Genomic DNA, 19579 nt, shown 5'->3' with positions numbered 1-19579 from the left:
TATTGTAAGATGAATGTTCGCAATGTAAATGTTAACAGGTGCCGTTTGAAATTAAGTGATATAACTTGTTTGCTAAGTCGACTAATGACGTTTGCAGTGGTTTTTCTATCACTCGCAGCAACGGCGCAATCTCAATCCCGCTATAACGATATCGCTGAAGTAAAATTTCAGCGTTTTGTCAGTGCCAACAAGCTAAACCAGAACACCATTACCAGCCTGTTTATGGACAGAGCAGGCATGCTGTGGGTCGGTACTCAAGATGGTCTACACAGTTACAACGGTGTTGAGTATCAGCTTTTTATAAAAAACATCGACAACAATGCAAGTATCTCTGGCAACTATATTACTGACATTACTCAGTCACCTGATGGAAGCTTATGGGTGGGCACGTTTAATAGTGGTCTCAACCGGCTAGACATTACCACTGGCAAGTTCAACCACTTTGGTGAAGAGCAAGGTTTAAGCGAACTGCAGATCACCAGTCTAGATGTGATTGGCGATACATTATGGGTAGGGACTCAATCTGGGCTGTTCATTGTCTCGCTAAAAACTAACAAGGTTTCCCCCATTAGCCTAGGTAACACTGTGCATCCTCAGATCACTCAGGTTGCCAACATCGATGACAATTTTGTTATTGTGGGCACCCAAGATAGCGGCACCTTCGCTATTGACTCTAACACCATAATACGACTTGATATTCCATCAAGTATGTCAGTTAGAAAAATCCGCTCAAGCTCGATTTACTCAGTTTGGCTTGCTATCGATAACCAAATCTGGCGCTACAACCTCGACACCCATGAAAAACAACTCATCTGGACTAAAGACTACAGCTATAACGACTTAGGCTTTATTCAAGATTTTGTCGTTGTCAGCCCAACTCAAGTTTGGGCCATCAGCAATAATGAGGGTGTTTTCCAGCTCGACTTCGACGGCAGTAAATGGCAAACCAAAGTTCATACACATGACCCACAGCGACTATCAAGCGTCAAAGAAAACAGCGTGCAAAAACTGCTGCTAGACCGCAACGGCGTATTGTGGCTCGGCATGGGATACGCAGGAATTGATCAGCTCGACTTAAGCCATCAGTACTTTAACCATCTGTTTGACTACCGCAGCGAACGCCAGCGTATGGCGAACATGATCCGCGCAATCTATCGCGCCAATAACGGCAAGTTATGGATAGGTACTGAAGGGGCTGGAGTCAAATACCTCGACAATAACAATCAATACCAATACATCAATCAATTGTTTGCAAGAGCGCTTTCTACGCCTGAGTCACAGCTTAAAATCTCTATTGGCGACATCATTCAGGACCGTCAAGGTAGCCTATGGTTCGCCTCTAATTATGGCGTTGGTAAGTTAGACAAAAACAACCAATTCAAAATGGTAGTACAAGCCGACCCCAAGTTAAGAGCCGATACCAAAGCGATTAGCCTAGCGATAGATGATAAACACAGGGTTTGGGTTGCCACCAAGCTTGGTTTATATTTCATCTCTGAAAATACTGATGTCATGTACGCCTACAACTTTGGCTTTCAAGATGACTACTCACCCTTTAAGCACCGAATTATCAAAATTCATTACGATCAAGACCATTTATGGTTAGGCACTATGGGCGGCTTAGTTCGTTTAAAGCCAGAGGAAAAGCAGCTCGACTTTCTGCAACATGAGAAGAACAAGCCTGATAGCTTGAGCGATAATCGCGTGCGCGACTTCCTACTCACTAAAAATGGCGATTTCTGGGTTGCCACTCATGCCGGTATCGATCGCTTATCAACGGCCTATGGTGTGTTCTCATTTGAGCGTGTCGATGTAAATGCCGACAAAGTAAGCAACACTGTTTATGGCATGCTGGAAGACGATCAGGGTCACCTTTGGCTTAGCACTAATTCAGGGATCACCCGTTATAACCCAACAGATCAAAGCTTTATTAGCTACAACCAACATGAAGGCTTGCAGGCAAATGAATTTAATGGAGGTGTGACTCATAAAGATGCCAACGGCGATATGTGGTTTGGTGGCATCAATGGTATTAACCACTTCTCACCACAGCAAGTGCCAATCAAACGCCCGACAACTCCACTGGCGTTAACTCAATACACCATAGGTGAGACTAGCCATCCTATTCTCGACCTAGCATCTACGCCGCATATTGACATGCCTTACGAGAAACAAGTGATTAGCTTTGAAGTCAGCTCACTTAACTTCCTCTATCCTGGCCTGAATCGCTTTAGTTACCGACTCACAAACTTTGATCAGCGCTGGCATGACCTCAAAGATGGTAGCAAGATCACCTACACCAATCTGCCGCCAGGTGAGTACCAACTTGAAGTGAGACATGCACTTGGTAACAACCCATTCGCCGAGCCTGAGCTAACCGTGTCCGTATCGGTGATCCCACCATTTTATATGACCCGCTTTGCCTATCTGCTGTATACCTTGCTTGCGCTCACGGCTATCGCCATTTTGTGGATTTCACGCAGACAGAAGGTGCTACAGCGTAAAGAGTTCGAAACCAGTATTCGCGCCTCAGAAGAGCGATTAAAACTCGCGCTTTGGGCATCTGGCGATGGTATGTGGGACTGGAACATTAAAGAAGATGCGGTTTATCGCACCAACTTATCATTGCCAATTCAAATCGAAAGCGAAAATCAGCTGCTGATTAAAAATATTCACAACGAAGATAAACCTAAGGTACAGGCCCTACTTAACCAGCATCTTGAAGGTAACAGTGAGTTTTTTGAAGCTGAATATCGTATTGAGTCAGAGCCGGGTAAATGGATATGGCTGCTTGACCGAGGTCAGGTTGTAGAGCGTGACAACAAAAATGCCCCCGTACGTATGGCGGGCACTCACAAAGATATTACTAATCGAAAAGTCACGGAGAACGAACTCAAGCTGTCATCGCAAGTGCTGTTTAGTATGAACGAGGCGGTTGTGGTAGGCGAACTAGACTACCGCGTGCGCTCGGTTAACCCTGCCTTTAGCCGTATTACCGGTTTTAAGCCCAAAGAAGTCGCTGGCAAGCACTTCTTGTTCCTCGCTATGGGTAAACGCTCACGTGAATTTTATCAAGCAGTTGAACGTCAATTGCTGCGCCATAAGCACTGGGCTGGCGAGATTAAAATTCGCACCAAAGATCGCAAAGGTATTCTCGCTTGGCTTGAAATCAACCAGGTACTTGATAACAAGGGGGAAACCAGCCACTTTGTTGCAGTATTTACCGATATTACTGCACGTAAAAAAGCCGAAGAAGACCTGCGGGTACTGGCAAACTTTGACCCATTAACTGGTCTGCCAAATCGCACCTTATTCCAGGACAGGCTAAATCAAGCGCTCACTAAAGCCCATCGAGCCAATTCAATCGTCGCCTTGCTGTTCCTCGATCTGGATCGTTTTAAACACATTAACGACTCAATGGGTCACCACATTGGTGACTTACTGCTTAAAGCCGTGGCAAGTCGCTTACAAAACTCAGTGCGTGAAGGCGATACTGTCGCGCGTTTAGGCGGCGATGAATTTACCATCGTCCTTGAAGGGGTTGCCAAAACCAAAGCCGCCACTGTAATCGCTGAGAAGGTGCTGCACGCTTTCCAAACGCCATTTTTATTGGATGATAAGACGCTCACCATTTCGCCGTCGATAGGCATTAGCTTGTATCCAAACGATGCGACTGACACCACTAACCTAACCAAGTACGCAGATACAGCCATGTATCACGCCAAATCGCTTGGGCGTAACAACTTCCAGTTCTATACCGAGCAACTCAATAAGTATGCGACGCGCCATGTACAGCTTGAAGCAGGTCTAAAACAAGCCATGAGCAAAGAAGAGCTGTATTTGGTATATCAACCTAAATATGACGTTAAAACTCAGCAGATCATCGGCCTAGAAGCACTGCTTCGCTGGGAAAGCCCAGAGCTAGGCTTTATCTCGCCAGCAGAGTTTATTCCACTGGCAGAAGAAACAGGCATGATTAACCAAATCGGCCACTGGGCAATTAACCAGGCTTGCGGTCAGCTAGCACAATGGCATCAAGCCGGGTTTGAAGATATTTCAGTGGCAGTAAACCTGTCAGCCAGACAGTTAAAAGCTGATATTATCTCGACCATTGAGGTAGCCCTTGCGGTATCCGGTTTGCCAGCAAGCGCCTTAGAGCTAGAGCTTACTGAATCTATGATTATGGGTAACCCACAAGACTCGGTAGATATTTTGTCACAGCTCAAAGCGTTGGGACTTACCATTGCGGTTGATGATTTTGGAACCGGCTATTCAAGTTTGAGTTACCTAAAACGTTTCCCGATTGATACTTTGAAAATCGACCGCGAATTCGTACGTGATATTACTGAAGACCCAGATGATGCAGCAATTACCAGTGCAATCATTACCCTTGCTCACAGTCTTGAGTTAAATGTAGTGGCAGAAGGCGTAGAAACTCAGGCGCAGCTGTCATTCTTAAAAGAAGATGGCTGTGACCAAGTCCAAGGCTTCTTACTCAGCAAGCCACTATCACCTGAAGACTGTTTAGCCTTACTGACTGAAGAGAAGAAGAAACGCCTGGCACTACCAAAAGGATTGGCTTTAGAGTAGCAGCTAAGTAGCGGCGAAATAGGAACAAGCATTTCTTGTGCAGGTCTAGCAAACTCACATCAGAAATCACTCACATCAGAAATTGCTCACAAAAAAGGCGCCATCGGCGCCTTTTTCAATTTATATCTGCAAATTAACCTTGCGGTGCAACGCGCTCAACTTTTTGTACCCAGCCCTCAGGTGCTGCCATCAAGCCTTTTTGCATATCAGTATAAACCTGATAGATACGCTTAATTCGTGGGCCAACACTGCCATCACCAACCGTCACGATACGGCCATCTTCGAAGATATACGAGCTCACTGGAGAAACCACAGCTGCAGTGCCAAAACCGCCAGCTTCAACAATCTCACCAGCTTCAATATCAGCGATAAACTTATCGAGCATGACTGTTTCCTGGCGCACTTCGCAGCCAAGTTGCTCACCAAGCTCCATGATAGATTGCGAGGTAATAGATTTTAAAATGGTGTCAGTAAACTCAGGAATAATGACAGTGCCATCTTTTAGGATGTGGAAGTGATTCATCGCGCCCACTTCTTCAATCTGAGTATTGGTTGAGTCCAAATACAAAACCTGCGCTGCGCCGTACTCTGCAGCAGCCTTGCCAGCACGTAGTGATGCCGCATAGTTACCGGCAGCTTTAGAAGCGCCCGTGCCACCAGAAACAGCGCGGTGGAACTCAGTACTGATAAGTAAACGAATACCTTCATTAACGCCATCAGCTGAGTAATACGCGCCAGATGGACTTAACATGACGCAGAAGGTGTACTGCTCACTTGGGCTAACTGATAGACGGTCTTCTGTTGCAAAGATGAATGGACGAATGTACAAACAGGCACCATCTTGCTCTGGGAACCATAAGCGATCAACATCAATCAAAGCGTTGATGGCATCCACTTGGAGCTGCTCATCAATATTCGGAATACATACGATGTCTGCCGAGCGATTCATACGCTGGGCATTTTTGTTGAGACGGAAGGTATAGATTTCGCCATCATCATGCTTAAAGGCTTTTGCACCTTCAAAAATTGATTGGCCATAATGCAATGTCATTGCCCCTGGCGCCATTTCAAATGGTCCATAAGGCACAATACGCGGGTCGACCCACTCACCGTCACGATAATCCATCAAAAACATGTGATCAGTTCTAAGCTTACCAAAGCCAACATTACCTTCTGGCTTGAATTGCTCAGTGCGGCGCTCTGAAGCGGGTTTTAAATTATATTTTATTTCCATTGCATACCACCTTTAAAACAGAGCTTGCAGACTATGGAGGCTGACTAACAAAGTCAAGTTGTCGTGTTTAATCTTCAACTAAAATACGTCAATTGAAATGAACAAGCACCCAGATTCTACTCAAATCGCTAATGATGATTACTTGAACGAGCTTGCACTTACATATACCCAAACAACCTCAAGATGCATGTTCAGCGAGAATAGATTGGTTTTCAGGCTCGGCGAGGATTTGATACATAGTTACTCTACGTTAATAGTCAGCAACAAAGCATGAAAGACAATCAAAATCGCCCTTTGGGAGCGACTCATTAGGCCCATTTCTTTGTTGAAACGCCTAGAAAGAGAATGCCATTACGTCGACTTTTCGCCTCGAACTGAACCGAATCAGATGCTCTGCACCCTGTATATCGAAGTTGCTTGGGTATAAAGTCATTATTTTAGATTAATTTATCGTCACTTAACGTTTTCTGCTGTTCCTATCAGGGCTGGCACTGATAGAATCAAGACTCCACCATGAAACTGACAGGACGCGCCATGAGCCTTGAACTATTGTCCCAACTGGAAAGCAAGATCCAAGCAACACTTGAAAGTGTAGAGCTACTAAAAATGGAGCTCGAAGAAGAGAAACAAAAGAACGAACAGCTTACTGCTAAAAATGAGCAGCTTCAGCAAGATCTAAACTCATGGAATGACAAGGTGAACGGCCTTGTTGGATTGCTAAATAGCGAAACCTAATTAGCTGATTTCTAGCACTCGTGTCATACCCTCAGCTACTGAAATAGCGTGAGTAGTCAAAGCAACGACTGAGTGTCTAGCTAGCCCTTTGCAGTGAGGGCAAGATTAATATAAAAAGAGCAGGCAATGGCCTGCTCTTTTTATATTTACGAATTGTTGTTTATGAAGACTAACATGCTAAAAGCTGCGTGAAGCTCTCATATTATCTAAGCAGGGCTCGGACTCACCTTTTGCGACTCAAGTAGCGAGTTAAGCTCAGAAATAGCTTTTCTTACCTGTGGAAGACTACGTTTAGGCATCAAAAAGCGCCCATTTGAAAACTCAAGTTGACCGAGATCCTTGACCCAAATCACCCCAGTTAAGAAAATTCTGACATGCTTAGCGATGAGTTTAGGAGAATAAACGGGAAACATGCGCATACTGCCTCCGGCTGTAAAATTGTTCTATGTTTTTCCAATACTCAAATTAGACAGTATTGGTTTTCACAAGTTTCACGAAGCTTACGACTTTTTTATGAATTTGAGCTTAATCACAAGACGACAATAAAATGTCACTTGCCAAAAAATTGACACACTGTTACTATCTGTATCGTTACTCAGGGTAAAAACCGAGTCAATTGACTCTATTCCGTATCGCTTCGGCATACGGTTTTTTTTTGCCTAATGATTTATCTCTAACTAAATCATTAGCCTAGCTTTACTACATAAGACACAAACTCTCAATCTGCCTATCAGCATAACTTACTAAGACTATTCCAAGGTCTTAACGACTATAAACAACAATTAATGTTCGAGGCGATAAAAAAAGCAGCCATTTAGCTGCTTTTAATTAGTTAGATATCACTACTTGAGACTACTTGTTCTCAGCTAGGTAGTATGCAATCGCTAACAGCTCGTCGTAACTTTTCACTGCACCTGTTTCAACACGGTACTTACCATTAACCACTAAAGCCGGTACGCCACGAATTTGTGCGTTTTCAGTTTCTCGCTTCATTTTCGACATCTGCGCTTTCACCATGAAAGAGTCCGCTGCTGCATCGAAGTCTTTACCGTCAACACCGTAAGCGATAAATAGTTTACGAATATCGTCACGTGTAACAAAACGCTGCTTCTTATCGTGAATAGCCTGGAACAGTGCGTGTTCAATCTTCTTTTCCACTTTAAGCTGATGCGCTACTGCGAAAGCACGAGACATTTCAATACCCATGTCACGACCAATAAACTCAACGTGATTTTGATTGAACTTCACACCTTTAGGCAGAGTTTTCTCAATTGTTGGGATAACGTTTTTAGCAAAGTTGTAGCAGTGACCACAGTAGAAAGAGAAAAACTCAGTAATTTCAGGCTTGCTTGAACCTGGGCCATTGTTAATGACGGTGTAATGTACACCTTCTTCGTACTGAGCGGCATTGGCAGCTAGTGGCGCGAATAATAGTGCAGCCATGACCAATAAAACTTTTTTCATTTTAGTTCCTTAGTGTGTTCTACTGTTCGATTAGTAGCGGTTCGTGACTGTATCATAATAGAGCCGAGTCACTGAGCTCAATCGCTTTTTAAGAGTATTTGTAACAAAATACCCGCTTGCGGTTAAGTAAATTTTTATTAACCCTTTCATTGCAAGTTAGCAACTGAGCTCTACAAATTTGCGATTAGTATAAGGTTAAACATGGCTCCTGCAGTGCACTTAATTGCTCTTTAAAAGCCAGTGTTTGCTGTTCCCAGTATTTGACATCACCGAACCAGGGGAAGTTCATTGGAAATGCAGGATCTTGCCAACGTTTAGCCAGCCAAGCGTTGTAGTTAAGCATTCGCAAAGCCCTTAGCGGTTCAATCAGTGCTAATTCACGTTTATCAAAGTCGCTAAATTCTTGATAACCTTCAAGCAGAATATCTAACTGCAATGTTTGCTGCTGCCTATCACCCGTTAACATCATCCATAAATCTTGTACTGCTGGGCCTTGCTTGGCGTCATCAAGGTCAACAAAGCCTGGGCCGTCTGGGGTCCACAAAATATTGCCAGGATGTAAGTCACCGTGTAGGCGTAATGTCGTGCCTTGATAATTACGCCACTGCTGCTGAGTCAACTCAAGCACCTGATCTGTTACCGTAAAAAATGCCTGTTGCATGGCTTTGGCAACCATGTTCGATTGCTTTAAATATTCAAGCGGCTGCACACCTAAAATTTCAGGTGTCAGTGACTCGCGATAGTTAAATGGATTTTGCGCGCCGTATTGATGAATACGACCAATAAAGCGCCCTACTGATTCGAGCTGGTCAAGGTTATCCACTTCAAATGAGCGGCCGCCAATCGATGGGAACAAGGTAAATCGGTAACCTTGATAATGGTGCAATGTCTTGCCATCAACGCTAACCGGCACAGCGATAGGAACTTCGTTATCTGCCAGTGCCTGAGTATATTGATGTTCTTCTAATATTTGCTCGTCGCTCCAACGCTGCGGGCGATAAAACTTCACCACATAGCGATTACCGCGATCGCAACGAAACTGGTAAACCCGATTCTCGTAGCTATTAAGCGCCAATAATCCTGTTTCGGGATAAATATAGAGACTCTCAATGGCATCTAAAATCAAGTCAGGAGTGAGCGCCTGAAAATCAAAAGCGGCTGTCGATTCAGCCGTATTTGCACCGTTTCTTTCGGTCATAGTGTTATCTTCAATCATGCTATGATTTGACCTCAACTAGGCTTTCATCTCTAACAAGTAGGGTTGCAGCAAGCTCGCGAGGTAACTTACTACTTCAAAGTCTTGCTCACGCTCTGCTTTGAGCCAGCACACATTACCATAAAACTCGTATTCTAACGTTAGCGCGCAAGATTCAAAATCTAAACGCCATTGATGTCTGTCTGCACCCCATTGGCGCTGGAGGATTTGGCAATCAAGCGCTTTTGCCAGCGGCTCAGCAAATTGCTCAAAGCGATCGAAATCGACATCGGCTTCTAAAATCAAACTTTGGCTATCGGTATCTAGCTTTAATGCGTGAATGGTTAACATATGTGGTAGTTACATCTTAATTAATCTAGAGATGCTCAAGTGAGAAGCACCTCGGGGTAAAAACATCGGCGTTAAGTAGTGCTAACTACTGCAAGACAAAATCAGCCCTTCGCCCCACTGTGGCGGTCGCTGAGCAAAATGTTCAAACTCAGCCCGCTCGGTAAATGGCGTGGCTAATGCTCGCTGCAGTTGTTTTAGCTTACGGTTATCACCATGCTGCTCAATATCAATAATGGCTTCTTGGGCTAAATAGTTACGTAAAATATAGGCGGGGTTGCAGTTATCTCGCGCCTGTTGCCACAAAGCTAAATCATCCACGCAGCCTACTCGTTTTTGATAGGCTTGATACCAATCATCAAATCCAGCGAGATCAACAAAGTCATCCCTAAGACTGCTGTGCTGACTAGCTATATCAAGCTTGCCAAACTGACGAAACGCTAAGGTGTAATCAAGATGATTACGCTCAAGTAGCTCAGTAAATTGACCGATTAATTTTAAATCTTCGCTTTGCTGCTTTGTAAGCTCACTGCTTTTGCTGCTAGCGTTTTCAGAATTAGCATCACTGCCACCATCTAAGCCACTGAAGCCAAACTTATTCCCCATCAGCGCAAGATAGTGTTTCACTAACTCTGCTTGATAGGTGTTAAGGGCGGCGACTAAATCATCTGAGGTTAAGTCGTCTGAGCTAATGAGTGGTGTCAGTGCCTGAGCAAGGCGCTGCAGGTTCCACAGCCCAATGCCTGGCTGCTGACCAAACGCATAGCGTCCATTATGGTCGGAGTGATTACAAATAAAGTCTTCTTTGAAAGTGTCGAGAAATGAAAACGGTCCAAAGTCAAAACTGTCGCCAATAATCGACATATTGTCGGTATTCATGACCCCGTGAGCAAAACCGACAGATTGCCAATGAGCTATCATTTTTGCTGTTAGCGCGACAACTTCATTAAACCATTGCACGTAGCCTGCTCTATCACAGCTTAAGTGGGGAAAGTGCTGCTTAATAGTGAAGTCCACCAGCTGCTTTAACTTGGTGGCACTACCCTGCTCGCTATGACAAAAATACTCAAAGTGACCGAAACGAATATGAGTTTTGGCCAGCCTTACCGTTATTGCCGCGGTTTCTTGATCTTCACGATAAACAGGTAGGTCTGAACCAATTACCGCCAGCGCACGAGTCGTGGGTACGTTTAAAGCCGCTAACGCCTCGGAAATTAAGAACTCGCGCACAGCAGAGCGCATTACCGCGCGTCCGTCGCCATGGCGCGAATAAGGCGTCGGGCCGCCACCTTTTATAGCTACATCCCAAGCGCCAGCATCACCGAGTGCTTCACCTAGTATGATGGAGCGCCCATCGCCTAATCTCGGCGTATAACCGCCAAATTGGTGACCGCTGTAGACCTGAGCATAATAACTCGCGCCTGGGGCCGCGATATTGCCAGACAGTTGCATCAATAAGTCATCATCCGCAACTGGGTTACCAATCAACTTGGCAGCCTCCGCGCTCCAGCCTAACCAATGTGGATTAGAAATCGGCGTGGGATAAACTTGCGAGTAGAAGCCTTCAAGCTGCTCAAAAAAATCTTGTTTAAATTCCATCAAACGCACTCGCTTCAACTAGCTGCTGACAGCGCATGTTACCTGAGTCATCGGTTTGACATTGATGGCCACACACATAGGCTTGCTCTAGAGGCAGCTTACTCATTTTCAGCTTAACTAAACCTCGGCCTTTGGCCTGACATTGCTCGACAGTATCGTAATAGCCAGCGATAAATTTTTGCTCAAGATACTGAGCTGGCGCTTGCTGCTCATCACCAGCATAAAACAATGTCCATTCAGGAGTGCGAATACAGCCAGATAAACTCACAAGCCCTGCGATAACAACACCAAGGGTTAACTTTGATAACCATTGCGTTCGAGCATTGTCTGGTGTACTTGCAAACTGCTTCATAAACTTATCACCTTGTCGCATTTTTAGAGCTACTGAATTGTCATGGTGCAGATTATACGTAACACATATCAATAAACTGCAAATAAAAAACGCGAACCTAATGTTCGCGTTTTAGGGTTAGGTATTATCATACCTTATAGGTCAACTATTGTTGCATGAAACTCTGTAAATACTTGCGTCTTGCCCTAGAGTTGGTGCGACCTCAGCTAAGCACCCGCTTTAGCCTGAGCTTTTTCAATACGATTAATTCGACCTTCAAAGCCCGTTACTGTGCCATCGGTTAACTTATGGCTTAGTGCTTGCTGACAAACCTCAATCGCCTGGGAAAATTTAGCGGTATCAGTGAGTAGTGTCGCTAAGTGCATATGTACTAAGGATTTAGTATCTGCTTTATCACCGGCTTTATTAAGCTGGTCGTAGCTATCGATATAACCCTGAGCTAAGTCTGCACCAAACTGGCAATAATCAGCTTGCTTACGCATTTTATAGCAATGGGCGATTACGCTCGCTAAAGCTTGTTGTTGAGCTTCCGTGCCAGACTCAGCCTGCTGATACTGGGCAAAGGTTGCATTAAACGCATCACTCGCCCAATCGCCAGGGGTAGCAAGTGCATTGGTCTGGGTTTGTGGCTCTGGCTCTGGCTCTGGCTCTGGCTCTGGCTCTGGCTCTGGCTCTGGCTCTGGCTCTGGCTCTGGCTCTGGCTCTGGCTCTGGCTCTGGCTCTGGCTCTGGCTCTGGCTCTGGCTCTGGCTCTGGCTCTGGCTCTGGCTCTGGCTCTGGCTCTGGCTCTGCAGATTTAACCACATCCTCTGACGTTGCAACGTCTTGTTCTACTGCATGTTCAACAGAATCAGATTCAGCAGGTTCAGATTCCAGCTCAACCGCTTTATGCTCAGTTGCAGGTGCTTTTGGCGCCATTGGCGCTGGCTTGTCTTGTTGCTCTTGCTCTGCCACTTTTTTGGTGCGCTTAAATAGGTAAAACGCCACCACAACCAGAACAAGGATAAAAATAAATTTCATTGTTTCACCAATTCATCCAGATTGATTTGATTCTAAGACCCTAACCATAACGCTCGGTAATTAAGCACGTATTATTAATCTCGCGATGATAAGCATTACCAATGAATATCAACGTATCCGTTAGGCAGATGTTTTTTTAATCAAGCAACTCAGTTTTAAAGCATTTGCGGCTACTAAATCAAGTATTTACCCCCAACAACCAAGGAATTTACTTAAATACAGTGATCTAGCCCCTATCAGTAACACTTTAAGTGCTTTTGTGCGTTAGCTCATAAATCTACAAGGTTTAATTTGAGGCGACGATTTATCCCGCATAAACTGACAATAACCTAGTACTACGCTAGGTTATTTACAGAACGGTTCAACGACATTCTGATGAATAACCAGCATATCAAGTACTAGCATGTATGAGAGGTAGATGATGGCAGACACACAAGTACTTAGCGGCAAATTACTTTATGAATTCAATACCATTTCAGCGATGGTAGAGATTTACTGCAAGGCCCATCATAAAACCAACTCCAAATCAGGTGTGTGCGAGCAATGTCAGGACTTTTTAGCCTACGCAAATACCCGTTTAGATCGCTGCCCTTACGGGCAAGATAAACCTACTTGCAATAAATGTCCGGTACACTGCTACAAGCCACATATGAAACAAATGGCCAAAGAAATCATGATTTACTCAGGTCCTCGTATGTTGCTACCCCACCCAATCATGGCAATTAAGCATCTGCTCGCAGAACGCAAACCAGCACCTGGTAAACCACCAGCAGGCCAGTCTAATCGCCACATTCGCAAAGCAAGTCAGGCCTAGGCAAGTTTCATCATTAAGGTAATTGTCTTAAAGCTTAAGTTGCCAGCATAGAGTTGTTATTTCCCTTAGCCAATTTATGGTATCTTGAAGCAAACTATTCACAACGAGGTTGTTATGACACGAATCGTTAAACTTATCTCAGCGGCAGTGTTGATGACTGTTGCTGTATTTAGCTCTTACACCTGGGCAGACGACTATAGCGATGCCTTAAAGAACTTCAAAAAAGCAGAAGAATCACGCGAGTTTTTTGGTAACGCATATGGCTATGCCATCTTCCCAACAGTAGGTAAAGGCGGCTTCGGAATTGGCGCGGCTTACGGTAAAGGCCGGGTTTATCGTGGCGGTACACATACGGGCGACTCTACGCTGTCGCAAGTTTCTATTGGTTTTCAGTTAGGCGGACAGGCCTATAGCGAAATCATCTTCTTTAAAAACGCTGAGGCATACAATGACTTCACCAGCGGCAGCTTTGAGTTTAGTGCCCAGGCTTCAGCGGTAGCGATTAACGTTGGTGCTAGCGCTCAGGCGGGCACAACCGGTAACTCAGCAGGCGCAGGGCAAGCGGGTAGCAATCACAATGCTGCCGCGCAATATGTCAACGGCATGGCAATTTTTACCGCAGCTAAAGGCGGCCTAATGTATGAAGCTGCACTTGCAGGACAATCATTTACCTTTGACGCTAAATAACCTGATCACGGGATAACAAACCGAACTCCCGCAACTAAACGAGCAAAACAAGAGGCGACTCATTGAGTCGCCTTGTTATTTCTGCTTACTACCAAGTAGCTAACTACTCATGTCCCCAAGGTGTCGGCGGCGTGGAAACAGGCTTAGTTAAATCAAACTCGACTTTAAAATTTCTATTCTCACGAGTTAGTTGATAGGTAAATACCTTGTCATTAATGCCCATGTGCCACACATTGGTCACCGACTGAGTTAAACCGTTTTCTTTAAAGTTGTTGATTGAATAATCATCGACTGGAAATGACTGCCAGCTAGCACTTCCGCTATCAGCTGTGTCACCACCATACATAGTCACTTTATCTTCACTACCATCTTTGTGGCGGTGATCATGCTTTAGCTGTAAGCCTGATTCAGTTTTGGTTAACACCCAAGTGCGCGAGTGATCTTCCCCCACATGAAACGGCACTTTGATTTGCTTGTCACCACATTCACGTACATGCATCACCAAATAGTTGTTGGCGAAATCTGCATCAGCAGCATCGGTAGACACAACTTTGCCAGCATAGGCTTTACCACAATGCTTAGCAATCGCCGCCATAAACGCATCTTGCTCACTTGATTGTGCTAAAGCTTGAGTCGGTAATAATGCGCTCACCAATAGTGCAGCACCTGTCGCTGCGGTTAAAGTTTGACTGAATGTCATGACACTTCCTTGAAGTAGTTATACCAATTAGCACAAATATGTGAGCATTCTTACTGGTTAAAATCGCTTATAACTTCGTTATAAATTTTGTAGGTAGAATAATAGCTAGCTGCAATTTCTGCCTTGTTCTAAGCGATTTTTCCTGCGTAATCTCTGATCACTAACTTATCCCAATTGATATTATTCTAATTATTGGTTGCAGCATAATGGCACAAGATTAACCATGACTGAAAGTCGTTACTGCACAAATGACGATAAAAATTGGGAGCAAAGAGTAACTTTGAACGAAAGCATAAAAAAGGCCTGTAAATACGCTACATAGTTACAGGCCTATTGAATGTGCGCTAATAAGATTATTTAGTCGCTCTACGTTTGGCACTAGCACCAGAACTGTATTTGGATTTTGTCACCCAGCCATTGCCAGCTTTACCTGACCCTTTGCTTTTATTGCTTGATCCGCCTTTACCACTCGCACCTTGCCCACTGCTTTTGCCATGTGAGCCATTGGCGTTTGAACCCTTGGCATTTGAACTTTTGCCGTTACTCGCTTTGCCCTGAGATTTGCGATCATCAAATTGATTATCACTAAAGCGCGTTAAGCCTTTCTTAGCGCCTTTAGCCGACCCAGATTTGGGTGATGACTTAGGTTTTTGACCCCACTTAGCGCGATTTTGTTCATTACGAGTTTCTGGCGGCACCAGATGTTGCGGGCCATTACCGATTAAATGCGCCTTACCCATATTGGTCAGCGCCTCACGGATCATCGGCCAACCGGCAGGGTCATGGTATCGCAGTAAGAACTTATGCAGCTTACGCTGGCGACCTTTTTTCGGCACGCTGACTTGCTCACTGTCATGCTTAACATTACGCAGTGAATTTAACTCAGTGTGATAAATGGTAGTGGCATTGGCCATTGGCGATGGGTAGAAGTTTTGCACCTGATCAAGCTTGAACTTCTCACTCTTAAGCCATAGCGCCAAATTCACCATGTCTTCATCGGTAGTACCAGGATGAGCAGAGATAAAATACGGAATTAAGAACTGCTCTTTACCCGCTTCTTTGGAGAACTTATCAAATAACTCTTTAAAGCGATCATAAGTGCCCATCCCAGGCTTCATCATCTTAGATAATGGGCCTTCTTCGGTATGCTCCGGAGCAATTTTTAAATAGCCACCAACGTGATGACGAGCAAGCTCACGCACATAATCAGGATCTTCTGTGGCTAAGTCGTAACGCACACCCGATGCAATAAGCACTTTCTTAATACCCGGCACATCACGCGCGGCGCGGTACAAATCAATGGTGTGCTTGTGGTCAGTATCGAGGTGACCACAGATCGATGGATAGACACAAGATAAACGGCGGCAGGTAGTTTCAGCCTTTTCACTTGAACAGCCTAGGCGGTACATATTGGCCGTTGGGCCGCCAAGATCTGAAATCACCCCAGTAAAGCCCGGCACTTTATCTTGAATATCTTTGATTTCTTTAATAATCGACTCTTGTGAGCGACTTTGAATAATGCGCCCTTCATGCTCAGTGATAGAGCAGAATGAACAACCGCCAAAACAGCCACGCATAATGTTGATCGAGGTTTTGATCATGTCATAGGCAGGGATCTTTTCCTTACCATAACTTGGATGCGGCACACGCTGATAGGCTAAATCAAATACCGCGTCCATTTCATCGGTATTTAACGGCCATGCAGGCGGGTTAACCCAAACGCCGCGGTGCTGGTCGTGAGGCTGGAACAAAGCGCGAGCACAACCTGGGTTTTGCTCTTGATGCAAAATCCGCGAGGCATGGGCGTACAAATACTTATCGTCTTTTACCTTGTCATAAGCAGGCAATAGCACATAGGTTTTCTCCCATGGCTTAGGCCGAGGCGGCTGCACACTAATGGCTTTAGGCGCATCATTATCAAAAATCTTTTTATCCGTTGGCCCTGATAGCTTTTCACAACCGACATCGTCCGCGCCATAAGGGTTGGGAATAGGGTCAATCTTATGCAGCTGGTCAATTTTACGCGAGTCGACACCTTTCCACTCAGGCAATGCTTCACGGCGCATGACAGTTGTACCGCGCACATCTTGCATCTGTTTAATGCTCTCGCCCTTACCTAAGCGGTGAGCAATTTCCACCAGCGGACGCTCTGCATTACCGTAAACCAAGATGTCGGCTTTGGAGTCTGATATAACGCTTTTGCGCACTTTATCAGACCAGTAATCATAGTGAGCGATACGGCGCAAACTCGCCTCGATACCACCAATCACCACTGGCACTTCTTTAAAGGCTTCTTTACAGCGCTGGGTGTAAACGGTTACCGCACGGTCGGGGCGTTTACCGCCTATATTGCCTGGAGTATATGCATCGTCATGACGCAGCTTGCGATCAGCCGTGTAGCGGTTGATCATTGAGTCCATATTGCCCGCAGTTACACCAAAGAACAGGTTCGGGCGACCAAGGCGCATAAAGTCTTGCTTACTAGACCAATCCGGCTGAGAAATTATCCCCACTCTAAAACCTTGCGCTTCAAGCAAACGGCCAATCACTGCCATGCCAAAGCTTGGATGATCGACATAAGCATCACCGGTAACAAGAATAATGTCGCAGCTATCCCAGCCTAATTTTTTCATCTCTTTTACAGACATAGGCAAGAAAGGCGCAGCGTTAACGCTATGCGCCCAATACTTGGGATACTTAAATAATGTCGACTCAACTTGCATGAAATAACCTACCGCTGACACATGCTGTAAAAACAGCCAATCTAACAAACAGCGCGCGAGTATATAACTTAGCTAACAAATAAGCGAATTAGATTGCAGCGCTCAACCGCAGCACCTGTGCCTGCAAAGCTAATCCAATAAGTGACCAAGATAGAAACCAACGTTAACACCCGCTAGCGCAAACACCACAATCCAGGTCAGCGCCATGCCATAGTAACGCCCCCAATGAATGCCGCCGTTACTCTTCACTAACCCGTAAGGATGAATAATACGCGCAAACAACCAAACACAACCTAATAGGTGTAACCAAAGTATAGAAAGCCCATTGGCTTCTGCTAGCACCATGAGTAGCAGCACGATGGGCGCATTCTCAATCAGATTTGCCTGAGTGCGGATAGCAATCGACAACTCCCTGTGCTCACCATCACCTATTCCCACTCGGTGCTTACGGCGCATCTTAATGACGTATAAAGACAGCGCAATAATTAACAGCGCAGTAAGCGACACATATAACCCACTAACTAAAAATGACATACTCTTCCTTTGTTATTGTTCTTATACCAAATAGCTAACAGCACTTTCTCAAAGGTTGAAAACACGCTTGCTTGATTGGCATAGCTCCCGTTTCTTAACTATCGTGACAACTAGCGAGCAAATAATCTACAGTTTTTGGTCAAATTATCTATTTATCGACTATAAACAAATGCAGGATTCAGATAGAATCGCCGCCAAGATTTAACCCTATCGTCATCACATCACAATAAGAGTGTAAAACGCCAAGTGGACAATCAGGACTTTCTCGTAAAACGCAGATTTATCATTAAATTAGGTAAAGCGTTGCACAAGTTTGGTACGCCAGCATATCGACTAGAATCTCACCTGCAGTCGGTATCTAGCACCCTAGGTATTGAGGGTTATTTTCTGATCTCGCCAACTTCGATGACATTCGTGTTGCAACATGACACCGAGCAAGAATATAACCACGTCGCGAGGGTAAAACCGGGCGAGCTTGACCTAGGCTCACTTGCCCGCGCTTTCGATCTTGTTGAAGAGGTTAGCTCGGGGCAGCGCTCAGTTGATGAAGCCCTTGAGCGCTTAGATGAAATTATCAACAAGCCGAACCCTTATGGCCATGGTCTTAGCTTGCTCGCCTTTGGTGCTGGCTCCGGCGCCTTTGCCATGTTGATGGGCACAGGCTGGCATGATGTTATCTGGTCAGGACTATTAGGTTTAATGGTGTATGGACTGGTGTTTTGGGCAGAGCGCTCCAAGCGCGTGGCGGAAATGCTTGAGCCATTGTCAGCGATTGTTTGTGCCATTATCGCCTGTGGTATTGCGACTTTTGACCCCAGTATTAACATCCCTGTTGTTATTTTATCTGGCATCATCATCTTTATTCCGGGCCTCGCGCTAACGCTTGGTCTTGCAGAACTGGCCTCACGAGATTTGATCTCCGGCACCGCGCGAATTATGGACGCCGCCATGTTGCTGTTTAAGCTCTATTTTGGTGCGATTCTTGGCATGACGATCGGTTACGCCATATTCGGCAAAGTGCCATTTGTAGAGCCGCAAAAGCTGCCAACCTGGGCCATGTGGAGCGCAGTACCTATCCTGTCTATGTCGCTGGTAATTTTGTTTAAAGCGCGCCTTAAAGACTCTCCTTGGGGCATTTTTGCCGGCATTGTCGCCTTCTTCTCAGCTATGCTTGGCGGCATCTATTTAGGTGAATCGATTGGTATTTTTGTCGGCGCATTAGCTGTGGGGATTTATTCCAATCTGTATGCGCGCTGGATGAAGGCACCCGTCTCAATAGCACTGCTGCAAGGTATCGTAATTCTAGTGCCAGGCAGTAAAACCTATATTGGCCTAAACGCTTTGGTGTCTGGCGAGGTGATGCTTAATCAAATCCATATTGGCGCACAAATTTTCCTGATTTTCATGTCACTGGTGGCTGGACTTATCTTCGCCAACGTCGTGGTACCACCGCGTAAAACCCTGTAGTCGCCCTAACTAAAGCAAGCCTAGCGCTAACCAATCCAATTTAGCAATTGCTTATAAGTCATTGAGCCAATTAAGTTTGGCTCAAGCGACTATACTTAACTCAACCACTTATATTGCT

Annotated in this window: 16 protein-coding genes; 5 read left to right on the top strand and 11 right to left on the bottom strand. The window is 45.1% G+C overall.

Translation table 11 applies throughout. The features are described from left to right. Positions 1-84: 84 nt before the first annotated feature. On the top strand, positions 85-4590 hold the full coding sequence (locus EXU30_RS12820) for an EAL domain-containing protein (RefSeq protein WP_242620203.1): 4506 nt from the start codon (positions 85-87) through the stop codon (positions 4588-4590). Positions 4591-4723: 133 nt separating this feature from the next. Here the strand turns inward: EXU30_RS12820 and EXU30_RS12815 are convergent, their stop codons facing one another. Beyond that, positions 4724-5824 carry a branched-chain amino acid aminotransferase gene (locus EXU30_RS12815; protein ID WP_130600635.1) on the bottom strand — a complete coding sequence of 367 codons (1101 nt, stop codon included), beginning with the start codon at positions 5822-5824 and terminating at the stop codon, positions 4724-4726. Between the two features lie 534 nt (positions 5825-6358). Between EXU30_RS12815 and EXU30_RS12810 the strand changes: the two genes are divergently transcribed. After that, positions 6359-6559, top strand: coding sequence for a cell division protein ZapB (locus tag EXU30_RS12810; protein ID WP_130603465.1), 201 nt, complete (start codon positions 6359-6361; stop codon positions 6557-6559). Between the two features lie 206 nt (positions 6560-6765). Here the strand turns inward: EXU30_RS12810 and EXU30_RS12805 are convergent, their stop codons facing one another. The 7 genes from EXU30_RS12805 to EXU30_RS20280 form a co-directional block, all read right to left on the bottom strand. Next, complete coding sequence (locus EXU30_RS12805) at positions 6766-6978, bottom strand: DUF1107 domain-containing protein (protein WP_130600633.1); 213 nt, start codon at positions 6976-6978, stop codon at positions 6766-6768. A gap of 433 nt (positions 6979-7411) precedes the next feature. After that, positions 7412-8023 carry a thiol:disulfide interchange protein DsbA/DsbL gene (locus tag EXU30_RS12800; RefSeq protein ID WP_130600631.1) on the bottom strand — a complete coding sequence of 204 codons (612 nt, stop codon included), beginning with the start codon at positions 8021-8023 and terminating at the stop codon, positions 7412-7414. Positions 8024-8207: 184 nt separating this feature from the next. Continuing rightward, positions 8208-9221: a serine/threonine protein kinase gene (locus tag EXU30_RS12795; protein WP_130600629.1), complete on the bottom strand. Its 1014-nt coding sequence runs from the start codon at positions 9219-9221 to the stop codon at positions 8208-8210. Positions 9222-9257: 36 nt separating this feature from the next. After that, the gene (locus tag EXU30_RS12790) at positions 9258-9569 is read right to left on the bottom strand and encodes a DUF3630 family protein (RefSeq protein WP_130600627.1); all 312 of its coding nucleotides are present in this window, start codon (positions 9567-9569) and stop codon (positions 9258-9260) included. A gap of 81 nt (positions 9570-9650) precedes the next feature. Continuing rightward, positions 9651-11165 carry a protein adenylyltransferase SelO gene (locus EXU30_RS12785; protein WP_130600625.1) on the bottom strand — a complete coding sequence of 505 codons (1515 nt, stop codon included), beginning with the start codon at positions 11163-11165 and terminating at the stop codon, positions 9651-9653. Then, a complete protein-coding gene (locus EXU30_RS12780; RefSeq protein ID WP_130600623.1) occupies positions 11155-11517 on the bottom strand; it encodes a hypothetical protein in 363 nt (120 codons plus the stop codon). Before EXU30_RS12780 ends, EXU30_RS12785 begins: the two co-directional genes overlap by 11 nt. A gap of 206 nt (positions 11518-11723) precedes the next feature. Further along, a complete protein-coding gene (locus EXU30_RS20280) occupies positions 11724-12536 on the bottom strand; it encodes a hypothetical protein (RefSeq protein ID WP_165399014.1) in 813 nt (270 codons plus the stop codon). Positions 12537-12957: 421 nt separating this feature from the next. On the opposite strand from EXU30_RS20280, the gene EXU30_RS12765 reads away from it, so the two are divergent. Both EXU30_RS12765 and EXU30_RS12760 read left to right on the top strand, forming a co-directional pair. Further along, positions 12958-13350 carry a nitrous oxide-stimulated promoter family protein gene (locus tag EXU30_RS12765; RefSeq protein ID WP_130603463.1) on the top strand — a complete coding sequence of 131 codons (393 nt, stop codon included), beginning with the start codon at positions 12958-12960 and terminating at the stop codon, positions 13348-13350. Positions 13351-13503: 153 nt separating this feature from the next. After that, entirely contained in the window at positions 13504-14037 is a 534-nt protein-coding gene (locus tag EXU30_RS12760) for a lipid-binding SYLF domain-containing protein (RefSeq protein WP_423213384.1), read from the top strand. A gap of 103 nt (positions 14038-14140) precedes the next feature. Here the strand turns inward: EXU30_RS12760 and EXU30_RS12755 are convergent, their stop codons facing one another. The 3 genes from EXU30_RS12755 to EXU30_RS12745 all read right to left on the bottom strand — a co-directional run bounded on the left by EXU30_RS12755 (position 14141) and on the right by EXU30_RS12745 (position 17994). Next, on the bottom strand, positions 14141-14737 hold the full coding sequence (locus EXU30_RS12755; RefSeq protein WP_130600617.1) for a hypothetical protein: 597 nt from the start codon (positions 14735-14737) through the stop codon (positions 14141-14143). A gap of 353 nt (positions 14738-15090) precedes the next feature. Next, a complete protein-coding gene (locus EXU30_RS12750; protein WP_130600615.1) occupies positions 15091-17460 on the bottom strand; it encodes a YgiQ family radical SAM protein in 2370 nt (789 codons plus the stop codon). Positions 17461-17589: 129 nt separating this feature from the next. Continuing rightward, the gene (locus EXU30_RS12745; protein ID WP_130600613.1) at positions 17590-17994 is read right to left on the bottom strand and encodes an MAPEG family protein; all 405 of its coding nucleotides are present in this window, start codon (positions 17992-17994) and stop codon (positions 17590-17592) included. Between the two features lie 246 nt (positions 17995-18240). On the opposite strand from EXU30_RS12745, the gene EXU30_RS12740 reads away from it, so the two are divergent. After that, positions 18241-19461, top strand: coding sequence for a threonine/serine exporter family protein (locus tag EXU30_RS12740; RefSeq protein ID WP_130600611.1), 1221 nt, complete (start codon positions 18241-18243; stop codon positions 19459-19461). Positions 19462-19579 lie beyond the last annotated feature (118 nt).

The sequence above is a fragment of the Shewanella maritima genome (genome assembly GCF_004295345.1).
In the GTDB taxonomy this organism is placed as follows: Bacteria; Pseudomonadota; Gammaproteobacteria; order Enterobacterales; family Shewanellaceae; genus Shewanella; species Shewanella maritima.
The sequence above is the reverse complement of the archived record's forward strand: the minus strand, read 5'-3'. Positions and strand labels throughout refer to the sequence as shown.